This is a genomic window from Amycolatopsis sp. CA-211722 (genome assembly GCF_056828465.1).
The window spans coordinates 4844485-4862901 of record NZ_CP184752.1 but is presented as its reverse complement, the minus strand read 5'-3'; the positions used below and the strand labels follow the sequence as shown (position 1 = coordinate 4862901).

Below are 18417 nucleotides of genomic sequence, written 5' to 3'. Positions count from 1 at the left end.
AAGGGGCGTGACAGGGACGTTCAGGACCGGGGCAGCCCCAGCAGCCGCTCGGCCGTCAGAGACAGCAGCACCTGGGTGGTCCCGCCCGCGATACTGAGGCACCGGGTCAGCAGGAACTCGTGCTGCGCCGGGTCGCCGGCCACGAGCGCCTTCTCCTCCAGCGCCTCCAGCGCGAACTCCGCCACCGCCTGCCGATGCCGCACGCCCAGCAGCTTGCGCACACTCGACTCGGCACCGGGATCCTGCCCGTCGAGCCGCCGCAGCGTCGCCCGCAGATCCAGCACCGAACACGCGCTCCCATCGGCGATCAGCGCCCCGAGCCGCTCCCGATCGGCGTCCGCGCCAAGCGTGGCGAGCAGGTTCTCGACGCCCTCCCCCACCGCGGATCCGCTCCCGAGGGCCACGCGCTCGTTCGCCAGCGTCGTCCGTGCCAGCCGCCAGCCGCCGTCGACCTCCCCGACCACCATCTCGTCCGGGACGAAGACGTCGTCGAGGAACACCTCGTTGAAGACGGCGTCGCCGGTGATCTCGCGCAGTGGACGCGTGCTGATGCCGTCCGCGGTCATGTCGACGAGGAAGTAGGTGATCCCCTTGTGTTTCGGCGCGTCCGGATCGGTCCGCGCCAGGCAGATCGCCCAATCGGCTTCGCGCGCGAGCGAGGTCCACACCTTCTGGCCGTTGAGCAGCCATCCGCCGTCGACGCGGCGGGCCGTCGTGCGGAGCGACGCGAGATCGGAACCCGCTTCGGGCTCGCTGAACAGCTGGCACCAGACGATCTCGCCGCGCAACGTGGGCGCGGCGAACCGTTCGCGCTGTTCCTCCGAGCCGTGTTCCAGCAACGTCGGCACGGCCCAGCCGCCGATGACCAGATCCGGTCGGCGGACACCCGCTTCGTCGAGCGCGGCGTCGATCCGCAATTGCTCGGCGGCCGTCGCTCCCCTGCCGTACGGAGCCGGCCAATGCGGGGCCAGCAGACCCGAATCGGCCAGCGCCACCCGCCGCTCCGGCTCGGGCAAGGTGGCGATTTCGCTTACCACGTCACGAAGTTCGGCGTCTTCACCGACGTCGACGCTCAAGGTCCGGCGGTCACCGCGCAGCGCGAGATCGGCCGCGCGACGGCGCCAGCGGGCGGAACCGCCGAGCCATTGGCGCAGGGCGGCGGCGCGGCGCAGGTAGAAGTGCGCGTCATGCTCCCAGGTGAAGCCGATACCGCCGAGGACCTGAATGCAGTCCTTCGCGTTGGCCACGGCCGCGTCGAGCGCGTAGGCCGCCGCGGTCGCTGCCGCGAAGGCGTGCTGCGCCGGGTCTTCGGCCGCTCTGGCCGCGTCCCACGCGAGCGCGTCGGTGGCTTCGGCCCGGCACAGCATCTCCGCGCACAGATGCTTGATCGCCTGGAACGACCCGATCGGACGGCCGAACTGTTCCCGCACCTTCGCGTACTCGACGGCGGTCCGGAGACACCATCGAGCGATCCCCGCGGCTTCCGCGGCGCCGAGTGTGGCAGCGTAGGAATCCACCGGCAGCGCCTCGAAAACCGCTTCGGCCCGCACCTGCGCGCACCGGATCCGGCCGACCGGCCGGGAGACGTCGAACGGCTCGCCCGGCTCGATGTCCACGCCGGACGCTCCGGGCGGGATGAGCGCGGACACGGTGCCGTCCGAGACCAGCGTCCACGCCGACGGATGAACGTCGAGAGCCGGGCCCGATTCGCCGTCGACCACCGAGTCCGCGATCCGGAAACCGCCGCCGAGCACCACCGCCAGCCGTTCGGTCCCCTCCGCGATATCGGGCAGGAGTTCCTTGGCGGCCTGGGGAACCGTCGCGAGCAACGCCCCGCCCAACGCGGTCCCGAGGACCGGACCGGGCACGAGCGCTTCGGCCGCTTCGGCGAGCCCGGCGGCCAGATCGGCGAGCGTGCCGCCTCCGCCACCGACGTCTTCGGGAATCGCCACGCCGAACAGGCCGAGTTCCGCCAGCCCCCGTGGCAGCTCGGTGATCCGGCCACTTCGGACGGCGTCGACGGGACGGGCGGACGCCGCCCACGCCCGGATCGACGCGGCCAAGGCAGCCTGTTCTTCGGTGAGCGCGATCGACACGGGTGAGACCTCCTCGCCGGACCTACCCGCGAGTGTAGAACGTGTTACAGTTTCTTGCCCAGTGGGTCACGTCTTGAACAGTTCGTCCGCTTAGGTACGCTACGTGAGGAAAGTGGAACAAGTTCCGACGAAGGGGACGTGGCGATGCCAGGGAAGGCCAAGGCGCCCACGAGCGCGAAGGCGCGAAGCGGCAATGGTCTCTCCGCGCTGGGCGGCGAGGAACTCGGCTCCGCGGCCCAACGCGACCGGCGGCGCCGCATCATCGACGCGACCCTGACGCTCGCCGCGAAGGGCGGATACGACGCGGTCCAGATGCGGGCGGTCGCCGAAAAGGCGGACGTCGCGCTCGGCACGCTGTACCGCTACTTCCCCTCGAAGATCCACCTGCTGGTTTCCGGGCTGGCCAGGGAATTCGAGCGCGCGCAGGAGAAACTCGACCGCGCCGCCATCCCCGGTGACACCCCGAGCGAGCGGCTGATGTTCGTCCTCGGCCGCAACACCCGGCTGATGCAGCGGGATCCGCATCTGACCGAGGCCATGGTCCGCGCGTTCATGTTCGCCGACACGACCGCGGCCGCCGAGGTCGAGCAGGTCGGACGGCTGATGGAGAACATGTTCGCCAAGGCCATGGGCATCGAGGACCCGACCGAGGCCGATCGCGACATCTTCCACGTCATCGCCGACGTCTGGATGGCGAACCTGGTCGCCTGGGTGACGCGGCGCGCGTCGGCGGCCGACGTGGCGAACCGGCTGGAGCTGTCGGTGCACCTGCTGCTGGACAAGAACGTCTGAAACCTCGTGAGTGGTAAGGACGGTTAGAACCGTCCATACCACTCACGAGACCAGACCCAGTCGGTACCGGGGTTCTGCCGGGTGCTGGGCTTGGCCGGGCCCGCCACCGCCCTGGTGAGCATGTCGCGAAAGCCACTTTCGAGACGCCTGATGTCCCGAAAGTGGCTTTCGCGACGCCCGGCTCCAGACCCTCATGCCTTCACGGACCAGGCTCGGAGATCACCAGCGGCCGGAAGCCAATGGGTACCTGAGGCCAGAACCGTCGAGGCGGGTCAGGCGGTCAGCTTCGGCAGCACGTCCCGCCCGAAGGTCTCGATGAACGCGTCCTGGTTCCGCCCCACGTTGTGGATGTAGATCCGGTTGAAGCCGGCGTCCACGTACTTCTGCAGCGCCGCGCGGTGCACGTCCGGATCGGACGAGACGACCATGCGCCCCTCGAAGTCCTCACGCCGCACCAGTTTCGCCATCTGCGCGAAGTCGAACGGCGAGCGGATGTCGGCCTTCGGGAACTTCATGCCGCCGTTGGGCCACTGGTCGAGCGCGTTGGCCCACGCCGTCTCGTCGTCCTCGGCCCACGACAGGTGCACCTGCAGCAGCTTCGGCATCGAGTCCGGGTCCTTGCCGGCCTTGCGCGCGCCGGTGCCGAAGTTGTCGAGGATCCCCGCCAGCTTCTCGATCGACGCGCCCGGCGTGATCAGCCCGTCCGCGAGCTCACCGGTCTTGCGCGAGGTGTACGGACCGGCCGACGCGATGTAGATCGGCGGCGGCTCGTCCGGCAGCGTCCAGAGCCGGGTGGTGTGCAGCTTGAAGAACTCGCCGCTGTGCTTGACGTCCTTGCCGGTGAACAGCTTCCGGATGACTTCGAGCGCCTCGAACATCCGCCGGACGCGCTCGGGCGCTTCGGGCCAGTAACCGCCGATGATGTGCTCGTTGAGCGCTTCGCCGGATCCGATGCCGAGCCAGGTCCGGCCCGGATAGGTCGCCTCCAGCGTCGCCGCGGCCTGCGCGACCATCGACGGGTGCAGCCGGAACGACGGGCAGGTCACGCCCGGCCCGAGGTCGCCGGTGGTGTTTTCCGCCAACGACGCGAGCACGCTCCACACGAAGGACGCTTCACCCTGTTGAGGGACCCACGGCTGGAAGTGGTCGGCCGCCATCTGGCCGGAGAATCCATGCTGTTCGGCCAGCGCGGCCAGCCGGATCGACTCGCGCGGGGAGAACTGCTCCAACGCCGCGGCCAAGCCGATTTGAACCTCAGTCACGCCTGCTGCCCCTTTCGAAAGCTCTCGGCGACCTTCGCGAACTGGTCGAGTCGGTCCAGTGTCGCCGCTTCGGGCTCGGTCGGCAGGAAGAGCGTCGCCTCGTCGACGCCACCCTCGGCCAGCCTGCCCAGCGCGTCCTCTTCCGGGGTGGCGCCGAAGGCGGAGAACTTGATGTCGCTACGCCCCTGGTCGGCGAGCCACTGACGCACCCGGCGAAGCTCCTCCGGCGGCGTATGGGCGTGCGGCAGCCAACCGTCGCCGTACTTCGCGATCCGCTCCATGGCCTTCTGCCCCGCGCCGCCGATGTAGATCGGCGGATGCGGCTTCTGCACCGGCTTCGGCCACGCGAAGATCGGATCGAAGTCGACGTGTTCGCCGTGGAATTCGGCCTCGTCCTTCGTCCAGATCTCCTTCAGCGCGGCGAGCTGCTCGTCGACGAGCGCGCCGCGGGTGCGCGGATCCGTGCCGTGATTGCGCATTTCCTCCCGGTTCCACCCGACGCCGACGCCGAAGTCGAACCGGCCTCGCGAGACCAGGTCCAGCGAGGCGACTTCGTTCGCCGTGTGGATGACGTCGCGCTGCTGCAGCAGCGCGACGCCCGTGCCCAGCCGCAGGTTCGAGGTGGCCCCGGCCGCCGCCGTCAGCGCGACGAACGGGTCCAGCGTCCGGTAGTACACGCGCGGCAGTTCGCCGCCGCCCGGGTACGGCGTTTCCCGGCTGACCGGGATATGCGAATGCTCCGCGATGTGGAGCGAGCTGAACCCGCGTTCTTCGGCGGCCGCGGCGAGGACGTCCGGCCTGATGCCTTCATCGGTGACGAAGGTGGCGATTCCGATCTCCATGTCCAGCAACTACCCGGACACGCACCGCGATATTCCCGCGCGGCTAGACGTTGCGCCGGTACTGCCCGCCCACCTCGAAGAACGCCTCGGTGATCTGGCCGAGCGAGCAGACCCGCGCCGCGTCCATCAGGACACCGAACAGGTTGCCGCCCCGGGTCGCCGCCTCGCGCAGCGTCTTGAGCGCGACCTGCGCCTCGGCGTGGTGACGGGTTTGGAAGTCCTCGAGCCGCTCCAGCTGCGAACGCTTCTCGTCCTCGGTCGCCCGCGCGAGTTCCACTTCGACGTCGTTCTCGCCGCCGTTCGGGTTGCGGAAGGTGTTGACGCCGATGATCGGCAGCGTGCCGTCGTGCTTCTGGCGTTCGTACAGGATCGACTCGTCCTGGATCTTGCCGCGCTGGTAGCCGGTCTCCATCGCGCCCAGCACGCCGCCGCGTTCGGAGATCCGGTCGAATTCCAGCAGGACGGCCTCTTCGACCAGGTCGGTCAGCTCGTCGATGATGAACGAGCCCTGCAACGGGTTCTCGTTCTTCGACAGGCCCCACTCCTTGTTGATGATCATCTGGATGGCCATCGCGCGCCGCACGGAGCTCTCCGACGGCGTGGTGATCGCCTCGTCGAAAGCGTTGGTGTGCAAGGAGTTCGCGTTGTCGTAGAGCGCGCACAGGGCCTGCAGCGTGGTGCGGATGTCGTTGAAGCTCATCTCCTGCGCGTGCAGCGACCGGCCGGAGGTCTGCACGTGGTACTTGAGCTTCTGCGAGCGCTCGTTGGCGCCGTAACGCTCCCGCATCGCGACGGCCCAGATCCGGCGCGCGACCCGGCCCAGCACCGAGTACTCGGCGTCCATGCCGTTGGAGAAGAAGAACGACAGGTTCGGCGCGAAGTCGTCGATGTTCATCCCGCGCGCGAGGTAGCTCTCGACGTAGGTGAAACCGTTCGACAGGGTGAACGCCAGCTGCGAGATCGGGTTCGCCCCGGCCTCGGCGATGTGATAGCCGGAGATCGACACGGAGTAGAAGTTCCGGACGCCGTGCTCGATGAACCATTCCTGGATGTCGGCCATCATGCGCAGGCTGAACTCGGTCGAGAAGATGCAGGTGTTCTGCCCCTGGTCCTCCTTGAGGATGTCCGCCTGCACGGTGCCGCGGACGTTGCGCAGCGCCCATTCGCGCAGTTCGGCGGCCTCGGTCTCGGACGGCTCGCGGCCGTGCTCGGCCCGGAACGCCGCCATCCGCTGGTCGATCGCGGTGTTGAGGAAGAACGCGAGGATCGTCGGCGCCGGCCCGTTGATCGTCATCGACACCGACGTGCTCGGCGAGGTCAGATCGAAGCCGTCGTAAAGGACCTCCATGTCCTCCAGCGTCGCGATGGAGACGCCCGAGGTGCCGACCTTGCCGTAGATGTCGGGGCGGGTGTGCGGGTCGTGGCCGTACAGCGTCACCGAGTCGAAGGCGGTCGAAAGGCGCTTCGCATCGGAATCGGCCGAGAGGAGCTTGAACCGCTTGTTGGTCCGGAACGGGTCACCCTCGCCGGCGAACATGCGCGCCGGGTCCTCACCCTCGCGCTTGAACGGGAAAACGCCCGCGGTGTAAGGGAAGTATCCGGGCAGGTGCTCGCGGCGCAGGAAGGACAGCAGCTCACCGGATTCGGTGTAGCGCGGCAGCGCCACGCGCGGGATCCGGTTGCCGGACAGCGTGTCGCGCCAGAGCTGGGTGTGCAGTTCCTTGTCGCGGATCTTCACGACGAGCTCGTCGGCACGGTAGGACTCGGCGAGTTCCCGGAAGCGGGCCAGCAGATTCGTCGACTCACCGTCCACATCGGACTCGGCGGCGGCGAGCAGGCCGTCGAGCGCGTCGGTGCCCGCGTCGACGGCGGCCAGCGCCTCCTTGGCGGCGGCGAGGTGCTCACGTTTGCGCAGCGCGGCGACCTGCTGCCCGGTCTTGGCGTGGTACCCGCGGACGGTCTCGGAGATCTCCGCGAGATAGCGCGTCCGGTTGGCCGGGATGATCGTGCTCGCGTCGGTCGAGACCTTGCCCTCGACCTTCGGGAGCACCCCTGCCGAGACAGTCAGCCCGCGTTCGGCGAGGGTGTCGCGCAGGTGCTGGTAGAGCGCGGTGACGCCGTCGTCGTTGAACTTCGCGGCGCTGGTGCCGTAGACCGGCATGTCCTCGGGCGAGGAGCTGAACGCCTCGCGGTTGCGCACGAGCTGGCGCGCGACGTCGCGGCGGGCGTCTTCGGCGCCGCGGCGCTCGAACTTGTTGATCGCCACCGCGTCGGCGAAGTCGAGCATGTCGATCTTCTCCAGCTGCGACGCCGCGCCGAACTCCGGCGTCATGACGTACAGCGACTGGTCCACGTAGTCGACGATGCCGGCGTCGCCCTGGCCGATACCGGGCGTCTCGACGATCACGAGGTCGAACCCGGCGGCCTTGCAGGCAAGGATCGACTCGGAGAGGCCGGTGGGGATTTCGCCGCTGGTGGTCCGCGTGGCGAGCGAACGGAAGTAGACCGGGCTGCCGTCGAGGCAGTTCATCCGGATGCGGTCGCCGAGCAGCGCTCCCCCGCCCTTGCGGCGTGACGGGTCGACGGCGAGCACGGCGATGCGGAGCTTGTCCTCCTGGTCCAGCCGGAACCGGCGGATCAGCTCGTCGGTGAGCGACGACTTGCCGGAACCACCCGTCCCGGTGATGCCGAGGACCGGCACCGTCCGCGACTTGGAGGCCTCGGTGATCTTGTCGAGCACGTCCTGCGGCAGCGCCTCGCGCTGAAGCTGCGTGATGACCCGCGACAGCGCCGGGATGTCACCCGAAAGCAGTTTGTCCAGCGAGCCCGGCGACTGTGCGGACAGGTCCGTGTCGCAGGCCTTGATCATCAGGTTGATCATGCCCGGGAGGCCCATCTCGTAGCCGTCTTCCGGCGAGAAGATCCGCGCGACACCCCGCGAGTGCAGCAGGTCGATCTCCTCGCGGACGATGACGCCGCCACCGCCGCCGAACACCTTGATGTGCCCCGCGCCGCGCTCGTTGAGCAGCTCGACCAGGTAGCTGAAGTACTCGACGTGCCCGCCCTGGTAGGCGCTGATGGCCACCCCCTGGACGTCCTCGGCGATGGCCGCGGTGGCGACCTCGTCGACCGACCGGTTGTGCCCGAGGTGCACGACCTCCGCGCCCTGCGACTGCAGGATGCGCCGCATGATGTTGATGGACGCGTCGTGCCCGTCGAAGAGGCTCGACGCCGTCACGAAACGAACGGGGTTCACGGGCCGGTGCAGGTCGCTGCTCATCCCTCCAAAATACTTGGACTTCCTACTGTTTTAAACCCATCCACTCGCGTGATGACGCTCTCATCCGTCCTTGACAGATCGACTCGCACCAGTATATTCAACCTTAGGGTTAAACAACCGATTGATTGAGCAGCGATGACCACTGATCAGCTCAGCGCCACGTTCGCCGCCTTGGCGGACCCCACCCGGCGGGCGATCCTCGCCCGGCTCGCCACCGGCGAGGCCAGCGTCAACGAGCTGGCCGAACCCTTTCCGGTCAGCCTCCAAGCCATCTCCAAACATCTCAAGGTCCTCGAGCGCGCGGGCTTGATCAGCCGGAGCCGGACCGCGCAATGGCGGCCCTGCCGGCTGGAGGCCGCCCCGCTCGGCGACGTCTCCGAATGGGTCGAGCGCTACCGGCGTTTCTGGGAAGGCGGTTTCGACCGCATGGAAGAACACCTGGCCGAACTTCAGAAAGGCGAACGAAATGACTGAGACCGTCACCCTGCCGGCCGTCGTCTCGCACGACGAGTGGCAGATCGCCCGAGACGCGTTGCTGGCGAAGGAAAAAGAGCTCACCCGCGCCGCGGACGCGATCGCCGCCGAGCGCCGCCGGCTGCCGATGGTCCGCTTCGACGGCACCTACGAGTTCGACGCGCCCCAGGGCCGGGTCACCCTCCTGGACCTGTTCGAGGGACGCCGTCAGCTGATCGTGTACCACTTCATGCTCGCTCCCGGGCAGAAGGCGGGCTGTCCCGGCTGTTCGATGCTCGTGGACAACATCGGCCACCTCGCCCACCTGCACGCCCGCGACACCACGCTGTACGTGGTCGCGCCGGCGACGTTGCCGGAGATCGAGCGGTACAAGGAGCGGATGGGCTGGACCGTCCCGTGGGTCTCGACCGCCGACGGCTTCAACCCCGACTGCGGTATCGACGGCGGGTTCGGCGTCAGCGTCTTCCTGCGCGACGGCGACGAGGTGTACCGGACGTACTTCACCACCGCCCGCGGCGGCGACCAGCTGGTGGGGACGCTGCGCTACCTGGACCTGACACCGCTCGGGCGGCAAGAGGCCTGGGAGGAGTCCGGCCGCGGGACCGACGGCCCCGGGCACTGGTGGAAGCGCCACGACGAGTACTGACGCATTTAGTCCTCTAAATGCGTCGAGGGCATGTCGAGAACTCCTCGGCCGCTCCGACCCCTCGGTGTCCGGCGCCCGGAAGGCGGGCGCCACACCGGAGGGATCAAGCCATGCGCAAGCTCGTCTACGCCGTCCACACCTCGCTCGACGGCCGTGTCGAAGGCCCGGGCGGCGAGTTCGACTGGGCCGAGATGGGCCCGCAGCTGTCCGCCCACTCGCAGGAGCTCACCGACCGCGCCGACACCCTCGTCTACGGACGGCGGGTCTGGGACATGATGTCGTCCTACTGGCCCCGGGCGGAAGAGATCTCGGACCACCCGCACGATCTCGCGTACGCGCCGGTCTGGCGCAAGACGCCGAAGGTCGTCTTCTCCCGGACGCTGAAAGAGGCGGACTGGAACACCGAGGTGATCGGCGGCGACCTCGCCGGACGCGTGACCGAACTCAAGGGCAGGCCCGGCAAGGATCTGCTGCTGATGGGCGGGGCAGAACTGGCCACCGCGGTCGCCGACCACGGCCTGGTCGACGAGTTCCACGTCGTCGTGCACCCGGTGGTGCTCGGCGGCGGCAAGCAGGTGTTCGGCGGCGGCGTGCGCGCCGGCCTGCGGCTGACCGGCACCCGGACGATGGACGGGCGCGCGGTACTGCTGACCTACGAAAAGGCGTGAAACCTGGGCGGCAGCCCCTACGCTGCCGCCGTCAGGTTCACCTCGCGTTGCTCGCCCGCAAGGCGATCCACTGCCTCATCGCGTACTCGACCAGCGTGATCAGCGTCTGCTTCGTCGACTCCCGCTCCCGCGCGTCACAGCGGACGATCGGGATGTTGGGGTCGATCGACAGCGCTTCACGCACGTCGTTGATGTCGTGCTCGAGGATGCCGTCGAAGGTGTTCACCCCGACGATGTAGGGCAGGCCCCGGTCCTCGAAGAAGTCGATCGGCGCGAACGAGTCGGCCAGCCGTCGCGTGTCGGCCAGCACCACGGCGCCGATCGCGCCGCGGACGAGGTCGTCCCACATGAACCAGAACCGCTGCTGCCCGGGGGTGCCGAACAGGTAGAGGATCAGGTCCGCGTCCAGGGAGACCCGGCCGAAGTCCATCGCGACCGTGGTGGTCGATTTGTTGGGCGTCTGGTCGAGGTTGTCGATCCCCCGACTGGCGTCCGTCATCATCGCCTCGGTGGTGAGCGGGACGATCTCCGACACCGAACCGACGAAGGTCGTCTTACCCGCACCGAAGCCACCCGCCACGACGATCTTCGCGGATGTCATGGTCGGGGGCGCGGTTTCCCGCGGTGCCTTAAAGCCGACGGAGTCCACTCAAAACCCTTTCCATCAACACCAGATGTGCCTCGGCGCCGTCATTGCCCGAAATCGTCTTGTGCACGCTGACCAGCCCCGCGTCCGCCGCGTCGCTGATCAGCACGCGTGCCACACCCAGCGGCACGCGCAGGGTCGCCGCGATCTCGGCGACCGAACGCGGGGTGCGGCACTCCTCGATGATCGAAACGCACTCGATCTGGTCCGCGGCGATCGCGGGAAGGCTACCCGCGGCGACGTGGTCCTTGGTGGAGATGAGGGTCTCCAGCTCGAGAGCGTAGTTCGCCTTGGTCCGGCCCCCGGTGAGGGCATAGGGACGGACGATCGCCGTCTCCTCGAGCGGCGACGGCGCCTGCTCGAAGACGGCGGGCATGATGAACTCGCCACTGGGTGGCCCCGGGTCGAACAGACCACCTGGTCTCGGCCCGACGGCGCCTGCGCCGCTGTCGGGTGGAGAAGCAAGTGAGGTCACGCGGTCTCCTTGATCGGTCGGCTGCGGGACTGCCGATTCCCCGGCGGCGGCTGCTGCGCCCGCCTGGGAATCCTGAGGGTGCTTGTTCTTCTTGCGCTTCCGACGACCACGTCCCGAATCCAGGGTGAAGCCGTTCAGGACGTCGGCGAAGGTGCCGTCGTCCCGGGAACCGGCAGCATGGCCAGCCCCCGCGTGCGGAGGCTGGTGTTCACCCGTCCCCGGCGGTTCGCCGAAGGATCCGGACCCGGTGCTCATCGGGACATCATCCCACCGGTTCGCCGATCAGCGACCCACCGGCGCCCTGCAATTGCGCGCGAAGTTCCGGCGTGAGGATCTGGCCGACGCGATCGACGAGCATCGTCATCTCGTAGGCGACCTGTCCGATGTCGCAGTTCGGGGCGGCGAGGATGGCCAGGCAGGAGCCGTCGCTGATGGACATCAGCACCATGATGCCCAGTTCCATCTCGACGACGGTCTCGTTGACCGCGCCCGCCTCGAAGCAGCGCGCGGCGCCCTGGGTGAGGCTGACCAGGCCGGACGCGACGGCGGCCAGCTGGTCGGCGCGGTCCAGCGGGAGCCTGCTGGACGCGGTGAGCAGGAGGCCGTCAGCCGACACCACCACGGCGTGCGCCACTCCGGGTACCCGCTCGGCGAAGTCGTTCACCAGCCACCCGAACTGGTTCTGCTGGGGCTGGGCCGGGTTCGGCGAGGTCATTCACCCTCCAGGGTTTCGTGGTTGGCTTCGGTCGCCTGGGCTGTGTGGTGCCGTCCGCGCTGGATGCCCTGCTGGAAACTGCTCAGGCGACCGCGCACGTCGTGCGCGTCTCGCTGTGGTCGGGGGGTGACCGCCCCGGCGGGCGGTCCCGCGCTGCCCGGGAGCAGCTGCTCCCCGCGACGGCGCCTGGGTAATCCTGCCGAAGTCATCCGCGAGGGCACGGACTGGGACACCGCTTGGGCGGCTTTCCAGCCCTCGTCGGAGCCGAAGTTCCAGGCGTCCGTCCGCTCGGTGGCGGCGACCGGTTCCGGTTCCGGGCTCGCTGCCTGCGGTTTCCTGCTCGGCAGCGCGGCGGGCGGGGCCGCCGGGCGCGCGGCCGTCTCCGATGTGTTCGCCGCCTTCGCCGCCTTCGCGGGCTCGGGTGCCTTCGGCGCCTCGGGCTTCGTGTCCGGCTGGGCGGCAGCGGGCTCGGCGGCGGCCGGCGCGGCCTTGTCCGCCGCGGCCTTGCGGCCCCGCTTGACGCCCTGCTGGAAGCTGCTCAGCCTGCCGCGCACGTTCGCCGGGTCGCGAACCGGCAGCTCCGACTTGGCGGCGGGTTCGGCGGCCGGGACCGACGACGCCGCGCTGCCCGGCAGAAGCTGCTCGCCCTTGCGGCGACGCGGCAACCCGGCCTGGGTGAACGTCGACGGAGCGTTCTGGGAGACCTCCTGAACCGTGCGGAAGGCCTTGTCGCTGGCGAAATCCCAGGTGCGGGCCTCCTGCTCGGCGGTCGGAGCGGGCTCGGCCGTCTTCTTCTCTTCGGCTTCCTTCGCCCCCGGCTTCTCCTTCTCGGCCGCGGGCTTCTCCCCCGCCTTTTCCGGAGCGGGCGCGGGCGAACGGAACCACGCCGACAACATCTCGTCGAAGATCGGCGTCGTCTCCGACTTGGGCGCTGCGGTGGGCGCCGCCGGTGCGGCAGGCGGCGTGGTCGCCTGGCTCCACCATTCGCTCAGCGCGGTCCCGGTGGAGGTCGCAGCGGTGTTCTTGGCCTCGAACAGCTCCTTGCCGCTGGGCAGATCGCCTTCCGCCGGGGCGGGCTTCTCCGCTTCCTCGGCGACCGGCTCGGGTTCGGCGGCGGGCTCCGGTTCGGGACGGCGGGGTTCCGGAGCGGGCGGCGGTGTCGTCTCTTCTTGGGGGATCGGGCTGAACAGCGCCGTTCCGGAGATCTCCAGATCGGACGGCGGCCGTGTCTCCTTGGGGCCGTGCCCGTTGACCCCGGATTTGGTGTGCCCGGCCAGATCGCCTGCCGACGGCCACCGCTCGCCGCCCTGCGACGGGACGCTCGGCATCGCCGGACGCGAACCGTTCGCGGGCCGCTGGCGCCGGGGCAGGCCGCCCGGCTGCTGCGGCGGCAGCGGCGCGAGGCGCTGGGTGATCGGACCGGTGGCGGGGCCGGGGTCTCCCCCGGGCGGGGCCATCACGAGATCCGCCGGGACCGAGACGGTGGCGCGCACGCCGACGATGTCCTTGCCGCCGTGCAGCGAGACACCGATACGGTGCCTGCTCGCCAGCCGCCCGACCACGAACAGGCCCATCCGGCGGGAAGTGGTGAGGTCGACGTTGGGTGCCTCGGTGAGCCGGGCGTTGGCCTCGGCGACCTCGGCCTCGTTCATGCCGATGCCCTTGTCGAGGATGTCGATGCCGAACGAGCCGTCTTCGACGAGCCTGGTCGCGACCGTCACCTGGGTTTCCGGGGCGGAGAAGGCGGTCGCGTTGTCCAGCAGTTCGGCGATCAGGCGCATCAGATCGTTGGCCGCGTACCCGACCAGCCGCACCGGCGGCGGGCTCTGCACGGTGACCCGCTGGTACTGCTCGATCTCGGACACCGCCGCGCGCACCACGTCGGTGGCGGAGACCGGCTGCCCGGAGCGCCTGCCCGGCTCGGCGCCGGAGAGGACCATCAGGTTCTCGTTGTTGCGCCGCATCCGGGTGGCGAGGTGGTCCAGCTGGAACAGCGTGGCGAGCTGATCGGCGTCCTCCTCGTCGCGCTCCAGCCGCTCGATCAGCTGGAGCTGCCGCTGCACGAGGCTCTGGCTGCGGCGGGAGAGGTTGACGAACACGTTGCTGTAGCCGGTTCGCATCGAGGCCTGCTCGGTGGCCAGGCGCAGCGCCTGGTGGTGCACCTTGTCGAAGGCCCTGGCGACCTCACCGATCTCGTCGTCGCCGCCGACCGGGACCGGCCGCACGTCGGTGCCCTGCGAACGCCCCTCCTGGATGTTGCGGACCGCGTCGGGCAGTTGCTTCTCGGCGACGTCGAGGGCGCTGGCGCGCAGGACCTTCAGCGATCGCAGCAGCTGACGCGTGATGAGGAAGACGACGGCGACGGCGAGCACCATCGCGCCGAACAGCAGGACCGCGAGGAGACCCGCGCCGCTGCTGGCGTCGTCGACCAGTTCGGCCGACACCGCGCTCGTCTCGGCGCCGAATTTGTTCGCGACCTCGCCGACCTTGCCGATCACCGCGGTCGAGGCGTCGGTCCAGCCCTGCGCGGACAACGACCGGAACGCTTGCGCGGACGGGGTTCCCTGCTCGCCGAGGGCGGTTTTCGCGAGCCTGTCACGGTTTTCCATCGCCTGATCGGTGACGGCGGCGCCGAACTCCTGGCGCTGCCGTTCCGAAGCGGCGGCACGGAAGTCGGTGAGGCGGTCGGCCAGCCGGAGTTCGGCGGTACGCACCTGGTCGAGCTCGCTGGGCGCGAGGCTGGACCGGGCGATGCCGAAGGAGACCAGGGCCTGGCTGAGCGACAGCTGTTCCTTCATCATGGCGAGGTCGTGCAGCGCCGTCGGGGTGCCACCGAGGACGTCCTGGCCGGCACCGGCCGCCAGCGCGGTGTCGAGGGCGAGCAGCGCGGTGGTGACGTCGGTGTACTCACCGATCGCCTGCACCGGGTCGAGCTGGCCGGACGAGGCCCGCTGCCGGATGTCGGGCAACCTGTCGAGCTGGGCCGCGGCCGCTTCACGTGCCTGACGCAGCGACGGCTCGTTCTCCACCGCACGGGTCGCGGCGGCGCCGTAGAGCGGGATGGCGGTGTCGACGTCGGCGCGCGCCGACGCGAGCTCCAGGGTCCCGCCGACGGTGCCGGTGGTCAGCCCCGCGGCGGACTGCGTGCGTTCGCGGCCGAGCCCGTCGGCGAGGGTGCGGATGTGCCCGCTCAGCGCGACGAGCCGGTCCAGCCGCTGGTAGCCGTCGGATCGGCCGACCTGGCCGGCGATGGTGGCGATGCCCAGCGCGAGCGCGATGAGGATCGGCACCAGCGTCACGGCCGACAGCTTCACCGGCAGGCTCCAGTCCCGCCAGCGCACGAGCGCGCGCCAGCCGGTGGCCCACCGAGATGGCCGGGGAGTGCGTCCCAGCAGCTCCCCGACCGGCACTTGGCCTTCTCCTGCAACGGTCACGTAGGTGACTCCCTGTCCGGCGTCCTGGCACGGTCTGAGGCGTGCGTTCCCGCGACGTACCCGCCTGCGGGGAACTCGGCCCCGGTCTGACCGCGTGATCGATCGTGACGTGAGGGAACCCGTCCGGCGATCCGGGTGTCACTGGGTACACCGGTCCGCGTCGGGAGTTCTTGCACCTGCACGTGCAGGTCGCAACCTGCGAAGTGCATGGTCGTCGAGATCAACTTTTCTTTGCCAATCGATCACTGCGGGTCAGCCGGGCCAAAGAATCGTACACCAATCCGGGTGCCGTCAATTCCGTTCAGTACACGGGTGCTGACCAGCGAAAAGCGTGCGTCCGAACGATCCGCGGGCCCGGAAAACCGTCCGCGCGGCACAATCGAGGGAATTCCGGTTACGGGTTGCGCGGATACACAGGGTGCCCTAATCACCCGATCAGCCTACGTACCGTAGCCACGTCGCCCGGACGAACTACTTTCCGTGCCCCCAACGGGTGGGTCAAGCCCAAATATGTGCCCGATGTTGTGGCCTTGCCCCCCAAGCCGGTTCGATGTCGCCCGACATGGTGATTTCTTTCGAGACGCCCGGTCAAGCGGGGGATCTTCCCCGGGCCGGGATGGCGGGCACGGTATCGGAACCCGCGCCACCCGGGTAGCGAAACTACGATCTGTCACCACAACGAGGGACAGAGCGTGGTCGTCGTCCTTCGTTTGCCGCAGTGGGCCGTTCGGGCGACAACGGCGCGTGACAACTCCGCTCACTATGACGAGTGATAAAGCCGGTTCATTCCGGCCGAAACGATTTCCGGAAACACTAAAGGAAGGTAAAACCGAATACCGGTTCACGCCTTCGCGGAACCGGGGTCGCCTATTCAGACCGGGTGAAGCCGTAGTTAGTATGTGCGCTCCCCGTACCGCGCCACGGATGCAAGCCCCGGAGGAACCCATGCCCGACGTCGCGCGTCCTTACGCGGCGAGCAACGCCCTGGAGGACACCGGGCAGATGCCCGCGCTGTTCGTCCGCGAGCGCCAGCCCGCTCCCCCGCCACCGCGCGCCACCGGTCCCGACTTCGACCGGATCCAGCACGGCAAGGAGTTCGTCTCGCTGCGCAAGACCTTCCGCCGGTTCGTGTTCCCGATGAGCCTGCTCTTCTTCACCTGGTACATGACGTTCGTGCTGCTGGCGGCCTACGCGCACGACTTCATGAGCCGGAAGGTGTGGGGCGAGATCAACGTCGGCATGCTGCTCGGGCTCGGCCAGTTCGCCAGCACGATCCTGATCACGATCGCCTACCTGAAGTTCGCGAAGAAGCGGCTCGACCCCAAGGTCGAAGCGCTGCGGGCCTCCGTCGGGGCGGGTGAGCGATGAGCATCCCCGACAACGACCCGGTGCTGAACATCGCGGTGTTCGCGCTCTTCGTCGCGATCACCCTGTACGTGGTGTACCGCGTCAGCACGCGCAACTCGTCCACTTCGGACTACTACGCCGCGGGCAGCGCCTTCACCGGGCGGCAGAACGGCATCGCGCTTTCGGGTGACTTCCTCTCGGCGGCGTCGTTCCTGGGTATCGCCGGGGCGATCGCGATCCACGGCTACGACGGCTTCCTGTACTCGATCGGGTTCCTCGTCGCGTGGATGGTCGATCTGCTGCTGATCGCGGAACTGCTGCGCAACACCGGCCGCTTCACCATGGGCGACGTGCTGAGCTTCCGGATGAAGCAGCGCCCGGTGCGCGCCGCGGCGGCGACGTCGACCCTGGTGATCTCCTTCTTCTACATGCTCGCGCAGATGGCGGGCGCCGGCGGCCTGGTGGCACTGCTGCTGGACATCCACGGCGGTATCGGCCAGGCGCTGGTGATCGGTGTCGTCGGCGTCATCATGGTGCTGTACGTGCTGGTCGGCGGGATGAAGGGCACCACGTGGGTGCAGATCATCAAGGCGACGATCCTGCTGCTGACCGGCGCGCTGATCACCGTGTTCCTGTTCGGCAAGTTCGGCTTCAGCTTCTCGAACCTGCTCGCGGCCGCCGCCGACAACAGCCCGCTCGGTGACGAACTGCTGGAGCCGGGCGGCTCGTACGGCAAGAGCGAGGTCACGAAGCTCGACTTCGTCTCGCTGGCGCTGGCGCTGGTCCTCGGCGCCGCCGCGCTCCCGCACGTGCTGATGCGCTTCTACACGGTGCCGAACTCGCGCGAGGCGCGGCGTTCGGTCGTGTGGGCGACCGCGTGCATGACGATCTTCTACCTCTGCACGCTGGTCATCGGCTTCGGCGCGGCCGCGCTCGTCGGCCCGGAGGCGATCAAGAACGCGCCCGGCGGGGAGAACTCGGCGGCACCGCTGCTCGCGCTGAACATCGGCGGCACGGTCCTGCTCGGCGTCGTCTCGGCGGTGGCCTTCGCGACCATCCTCGCCGTCGTCGCCGGACTGACGATCACCGCTTCGGCGTCCTTCGCGCACGACGTCTACGCGAACATCTTCAAGCGCGGCAAGGCGGAACCGGCCGCGGAGGTCCGGGTCGCCCGGCTGACCGCGGTCGCCGTCGGGGCGCTCGCGATCGTCGGCGGCATCCTGGCGAACGGGCAGAACATCGCGTTCCTGGTGGCACTGGCGTTCGCCGTCGCGGCGTCGGCGAACCTCTCGACGCTGCTGTACTCGCTGTTCTGGAAACGCTTCAACACCACCGGCACCCTGTGGGGCATCTACGGCGGGTTGATCGCCAGCCTGGTGCTCGTGTTCTTCTCGCCGGTGATGTCCGGGGCGGCGGACTCGATCATCAAGAGCGTGGACTTCCACTGGTTCCCGCTGAAGAACCCGGGCCTGGTGTCGATCCCGTTCTCGTTCCTGTGCGGGTTCGTGGGCACGTTCGTCGGCCGGTCGAAGGCCGATCCGGTCAAGCACGCGGAGATGGAGGTGCGGTCCCTCACCGGGATCGGCTCCTGACGCGCACCGGCGAGTCGCGACCCCCACGACACGTTGCGAAAGCCACTTTCGCAACGTTGAGGGTTGCGAAAGTGGCTTTCGCAACACCGGCGTTGGTCGCCGGCGCGCGGGCTGCGCTCCAGCCGGCCACCCACCGCGCGGCACCTCC

The 18417-nt window shown here is 69.0% G+C and carries 14 protein-coding genes; 6 read left to right on the top strand and 8 right to left on the bottom strand.

Annotated elements, in window-relative coordinates; all coding sequences use genetic code 11:
- Nucleotides 1–20: 20 nt before the first annotated feature.
- The gene (locus tag ACOCEP_RS23515) at nucleotides 21–2096 is read right to left on the bottom strand and encodes an acyl-CoA dehydrogenase family protein (protein WP_482331149.1); all 2076 of its coding nucleotides are present in this window, start codon (nucleotides 2094–2096) and stop codon (nucleotides 21–23) included.
- A 144-nt stretch (nucleotides 2097–2240) separates the two neighbouring features.
- Between ACOCEP_RS23515 and kstR the strand changes: the two genes are divergently transcribed.
- Nucleotides 2241–2888 carry a cholesterol catabolism transcriptional regulator KstR gene (kstR, locus tag ACOCEP_RS23510; protein ID WP_038523880.1) on the top strand — a complete coding sequence of 216 codons (648 nt, stop codon included), beginning with the start codon at nucleotides 2241–2243 and terminating at the stop codon, nucleotides 2886–2888.
- Between the two features lie 272 nt (nucleotides 2889–3160).
- Here the strand turns inward: kstR and ACOCEP_RS23505 are convergent, their stop codons facing one another.
- The 3 genes from ACOCEP_RS23505 to icmF are packed head-to-tail and all read right to left on the bottom strand — an operon-like array spanning nucleotide 3161 to nucleotide 8272.
- Nucleotides 3161–4150, bottom strand: a complete 990-nt coding sequence (locus ACOCEP_RS23505; protein WP_350599102.1) for a TIGR03557 family F420-dependent LLM class oxidoreductase — start codon at nucleotides 4148–4150, stop codon at nucleotides 3161–3163.
- Nucleotides 4147–4992 (bottom strand): LLM class F420-dependent oxidoreductase, encoded by an 846-nt coding sequence (locus ACOCEP_RS23500; protein WP_482331148.1) that lies wholly within the window; start codon nucleotides 4990–4992, stop codon nucleotides 4147–4149. Before ACOCEP_RS23500 ends, ACOCEP_RS23505 begins: the two co-directional genes overlap by 4 nt.
- Before the next feature lie 43 nt (nucleotides 4993–5035).
- Nucleotides 5036–8272, bottom strand: a complete 3237-nt coding sequence (gene icmF, locus ACOCEP_RS23495; RefSeq protein WP_482331147.1) for a fused isobutyryl-CoA mutase/GTPase IcmF — start codon at nucleotides 8270–8272, stop codon at nucleotides 5036–5038.
- Nucleotides 8273–8407: 135 nt separating this feature from the next.
- Between icmF and ACOCEP_RS23490 the strand changes: the two genes are divergently transcribed.
- From ACOCEP_RS23490 to ACOCEP_RS23480, 3 genes are all read left to right on the top strand, one after another.
- The gene (locus tag ACOCEP_RS23490; protein ID WP_482331146.1) at nucleotides 8408–8746 is read left to right on the top strand and encodes an ArsR/SmtB family transcription factor; all 339 of its coding nucleotides are present in this window, start codon (nucleotides 8408–8410) and stop codon (nucleotides 8744–8746) included.
- Entirely contained in the window at nucleotides 8739–9392 is a 654-nt protein-coding gene (locus tag ACOCEP_RS23485) for a DUF899 domain-containing protein (protein ID WP_482331145.1), read from the top strand. Before ACOCEP_RS23490 ends, ACOCEP_RS23485 begins: the two co-directional genes overlap by 8 nt.
- 110 nt (nucleotides 9393–9502) lie before the next feature.
- On the top strand, nucleotides 9503–10060 hold the full coding sequence (locus ACOCEP_RS23480; protein WP_482331144.1) for a dihydrofolate reductase family protein: 558 nt from the start codon (nucleotides 9503–9505) through the stop codon (nucleotides 10058–10060).
- Between the two features lie 37 nt (nucleotides 10061–10097).
- On the opposite strand, the gene ACOCEP_RS23475 is transcribed toward ACOCEP_RS23480, so the two are convergent.
- From ACOCEP_RS23475 to ACOCEP_RS23460, 4 genes are read right to left on the bottom strand one after another with little or no spacing between them, the layout of a single operon-like run.
- The gene (locus ACOCEP_RS23475) at nucleotides 10098–10661 is read right to left on the bottom strand and encodes a GTP-binding protein (protein WP_007033694.1); all 564 of its coding nucleotides are present in this window, start codon (nucleotides 10659–10661) and stop codon (nucleotides 10098–10100) included.
- Between the two features lie 28 nt (nucleotides 10662–10689).
- Nucleotides 10690–11436, bottom strand: a complete 747-nt coding sequence (locus ACOCEP_RS23470) for a DUF742 domain-containing protein (protein ID WP_482331142.1) — start codon at nucleotides 11434–11436, stop codon at nucleotides 10690–10692.
- Nucleotides 11437–11443: 7 nt separating this feature from the next.
- Nucleotides 11444–11896, bottom strand: a complete 453-nt coding sequence (locus ACOCEP_RS23465; protein ID WP_005166055.1) for a roadblock/LC7 domain-containing protein — start codon at nucleotides 11894–11896, stop codon at nucleotides 11444–11446.
- Complete coding sequence (locus ACOCEP_RS23460) at nucleotides 11893–15306, bottom strand: sensor histidine kinase (RefSeq protein WP_482339800.1); 3414 nt, start codon at nucleotides 15304–15306, stop codon at nucleotides 11893–11895. The genes ACOCEP_RS23465 and ACOCEP_RS23460 overlap by 4 nt, the downstream gene beginning before the upstream one ends.
- A 969-nt stretch (nucleotides 15307–16275) precedes the next feature.
- Here ACOCEP_RS23460 and ACOCEP_RS23455 point away from each other — a divergent pair.
- Both ACOCEP_RS23455 and ACOCEP_RS23450 read left to right on the top strand, forming a co-directional pair.
- On the top strand, nucleotides 16276–16698 hold the full coding sequence (locus tag ACOCEP_RS23455) for a DUF485 domain-containing protein (protein WP_482331141.1): 423 nt from the start codon (nucleotides 16276–16278) through the stop codon (nucleotides 16696–16698).
- Complete coding sequence (locus ACOCEP_RS23450) at nucleotides 16695–18269, top strand: solute symporter family protein (RefSeq protein WP_482331140.1); 1575 nt, start codon at nucleotides 16695–16697, stop codon at nucleotides 18267–18269. Before ACOCEP_RS23455 ends, ACOCEP_RS23450 begins: the two co-directional genes overlap by 4 nt.
- The last annotated feature ends 148 nt before the right edge of the window (nucleotides 18270–18417 follow it).

What these genes read in the sequence shown, in the direction of transcription:
- ACOCEP_RS23455 (WP_482331141.1), top strand. Translation starts at nt 16,276, where the DNA reads ATGCCCGACGTCGCGCGTCCTTACGCGGCGAGCAACGCCCTGGAGGAC.
- kstR (WP_038523880.1), top strand. Translation starts at nt 2,241, where the DNA reads ATGCCAGGGAAGGCCAAGGCGCCCACGAGCGCGAAGGCGCGAAGCGGC.
- ACOCEP_RS23500 (WP_482331148.1), bottom strand. Translation starts at nt 4,992, where the DNA reads ATGGAGATCGGAATCGCCACCTTCGTCACCGATGAAGGCATCAGGCCG.
- ACOCEP_RS23465 (WP_005166055.1), bottom strand. Translation starts at nt 11,896, where the DNA reads ATGACCTCGCCGAACCCGGCCCAGCCCCAGCAGAACCAGTTCGGGTGG.
- ACOCEP_RS23490 (WP_482331146.1), top strand. Translation starts at nt 8,408, where the DNA reads ATGACCACTGATCAGCTCAGCGCCACGTTCGCCGCCTTGGCGGACCCC.
- icmF (WP_482331147.1), bottom strand. Translation starts at nt 8,272, where the DNA reads ATGAGCAGCGACCTGCACCGGCCCGTGAACCCCGTTCGTTTCGTGACG.
- ACOCEP_RS23470 (WP_482331142.1), bottom strand. Translation starts at nt 11,436, where the DNA reads ATGAGCACCGGGTCCGGATCCTTCGGCGAACCGCCGGGGACGGGTGAA.
- ACOCEP_RS23485 (WP_482331145.1), top strand. Translation starts at nt 8,739, where the DNA reads ATGACTGAGACCGTCACCCTGCCGGCCGTCGTCTCGCACGACGAGTGG.
- ACOCEP_RS23480 (WP_482331144.1), top strand. Translation starts at nt 9,503, where the DNA reads ATGCGCAAGCTCGTCTACGCCGTCCACACCTCGCTCGACGGCCGTGTC.
- ACOCEP_RS23475 (WP_007033694.1), bottom strand. Translation starts at nt 10,661, where the DNA reads ATGACATCCGCGAAGATCGTCGTGGCGGGTGGCTTCGGTGCGGGTAAG.
- ACOCEP_RS23450 (WP_482331140.1), top strand. Translation starts at nt 16,695, where the DNA reads ATGAGCATCCCCGACAACGACCCGGTGCTGAACATCGCGGTGTTCGCG.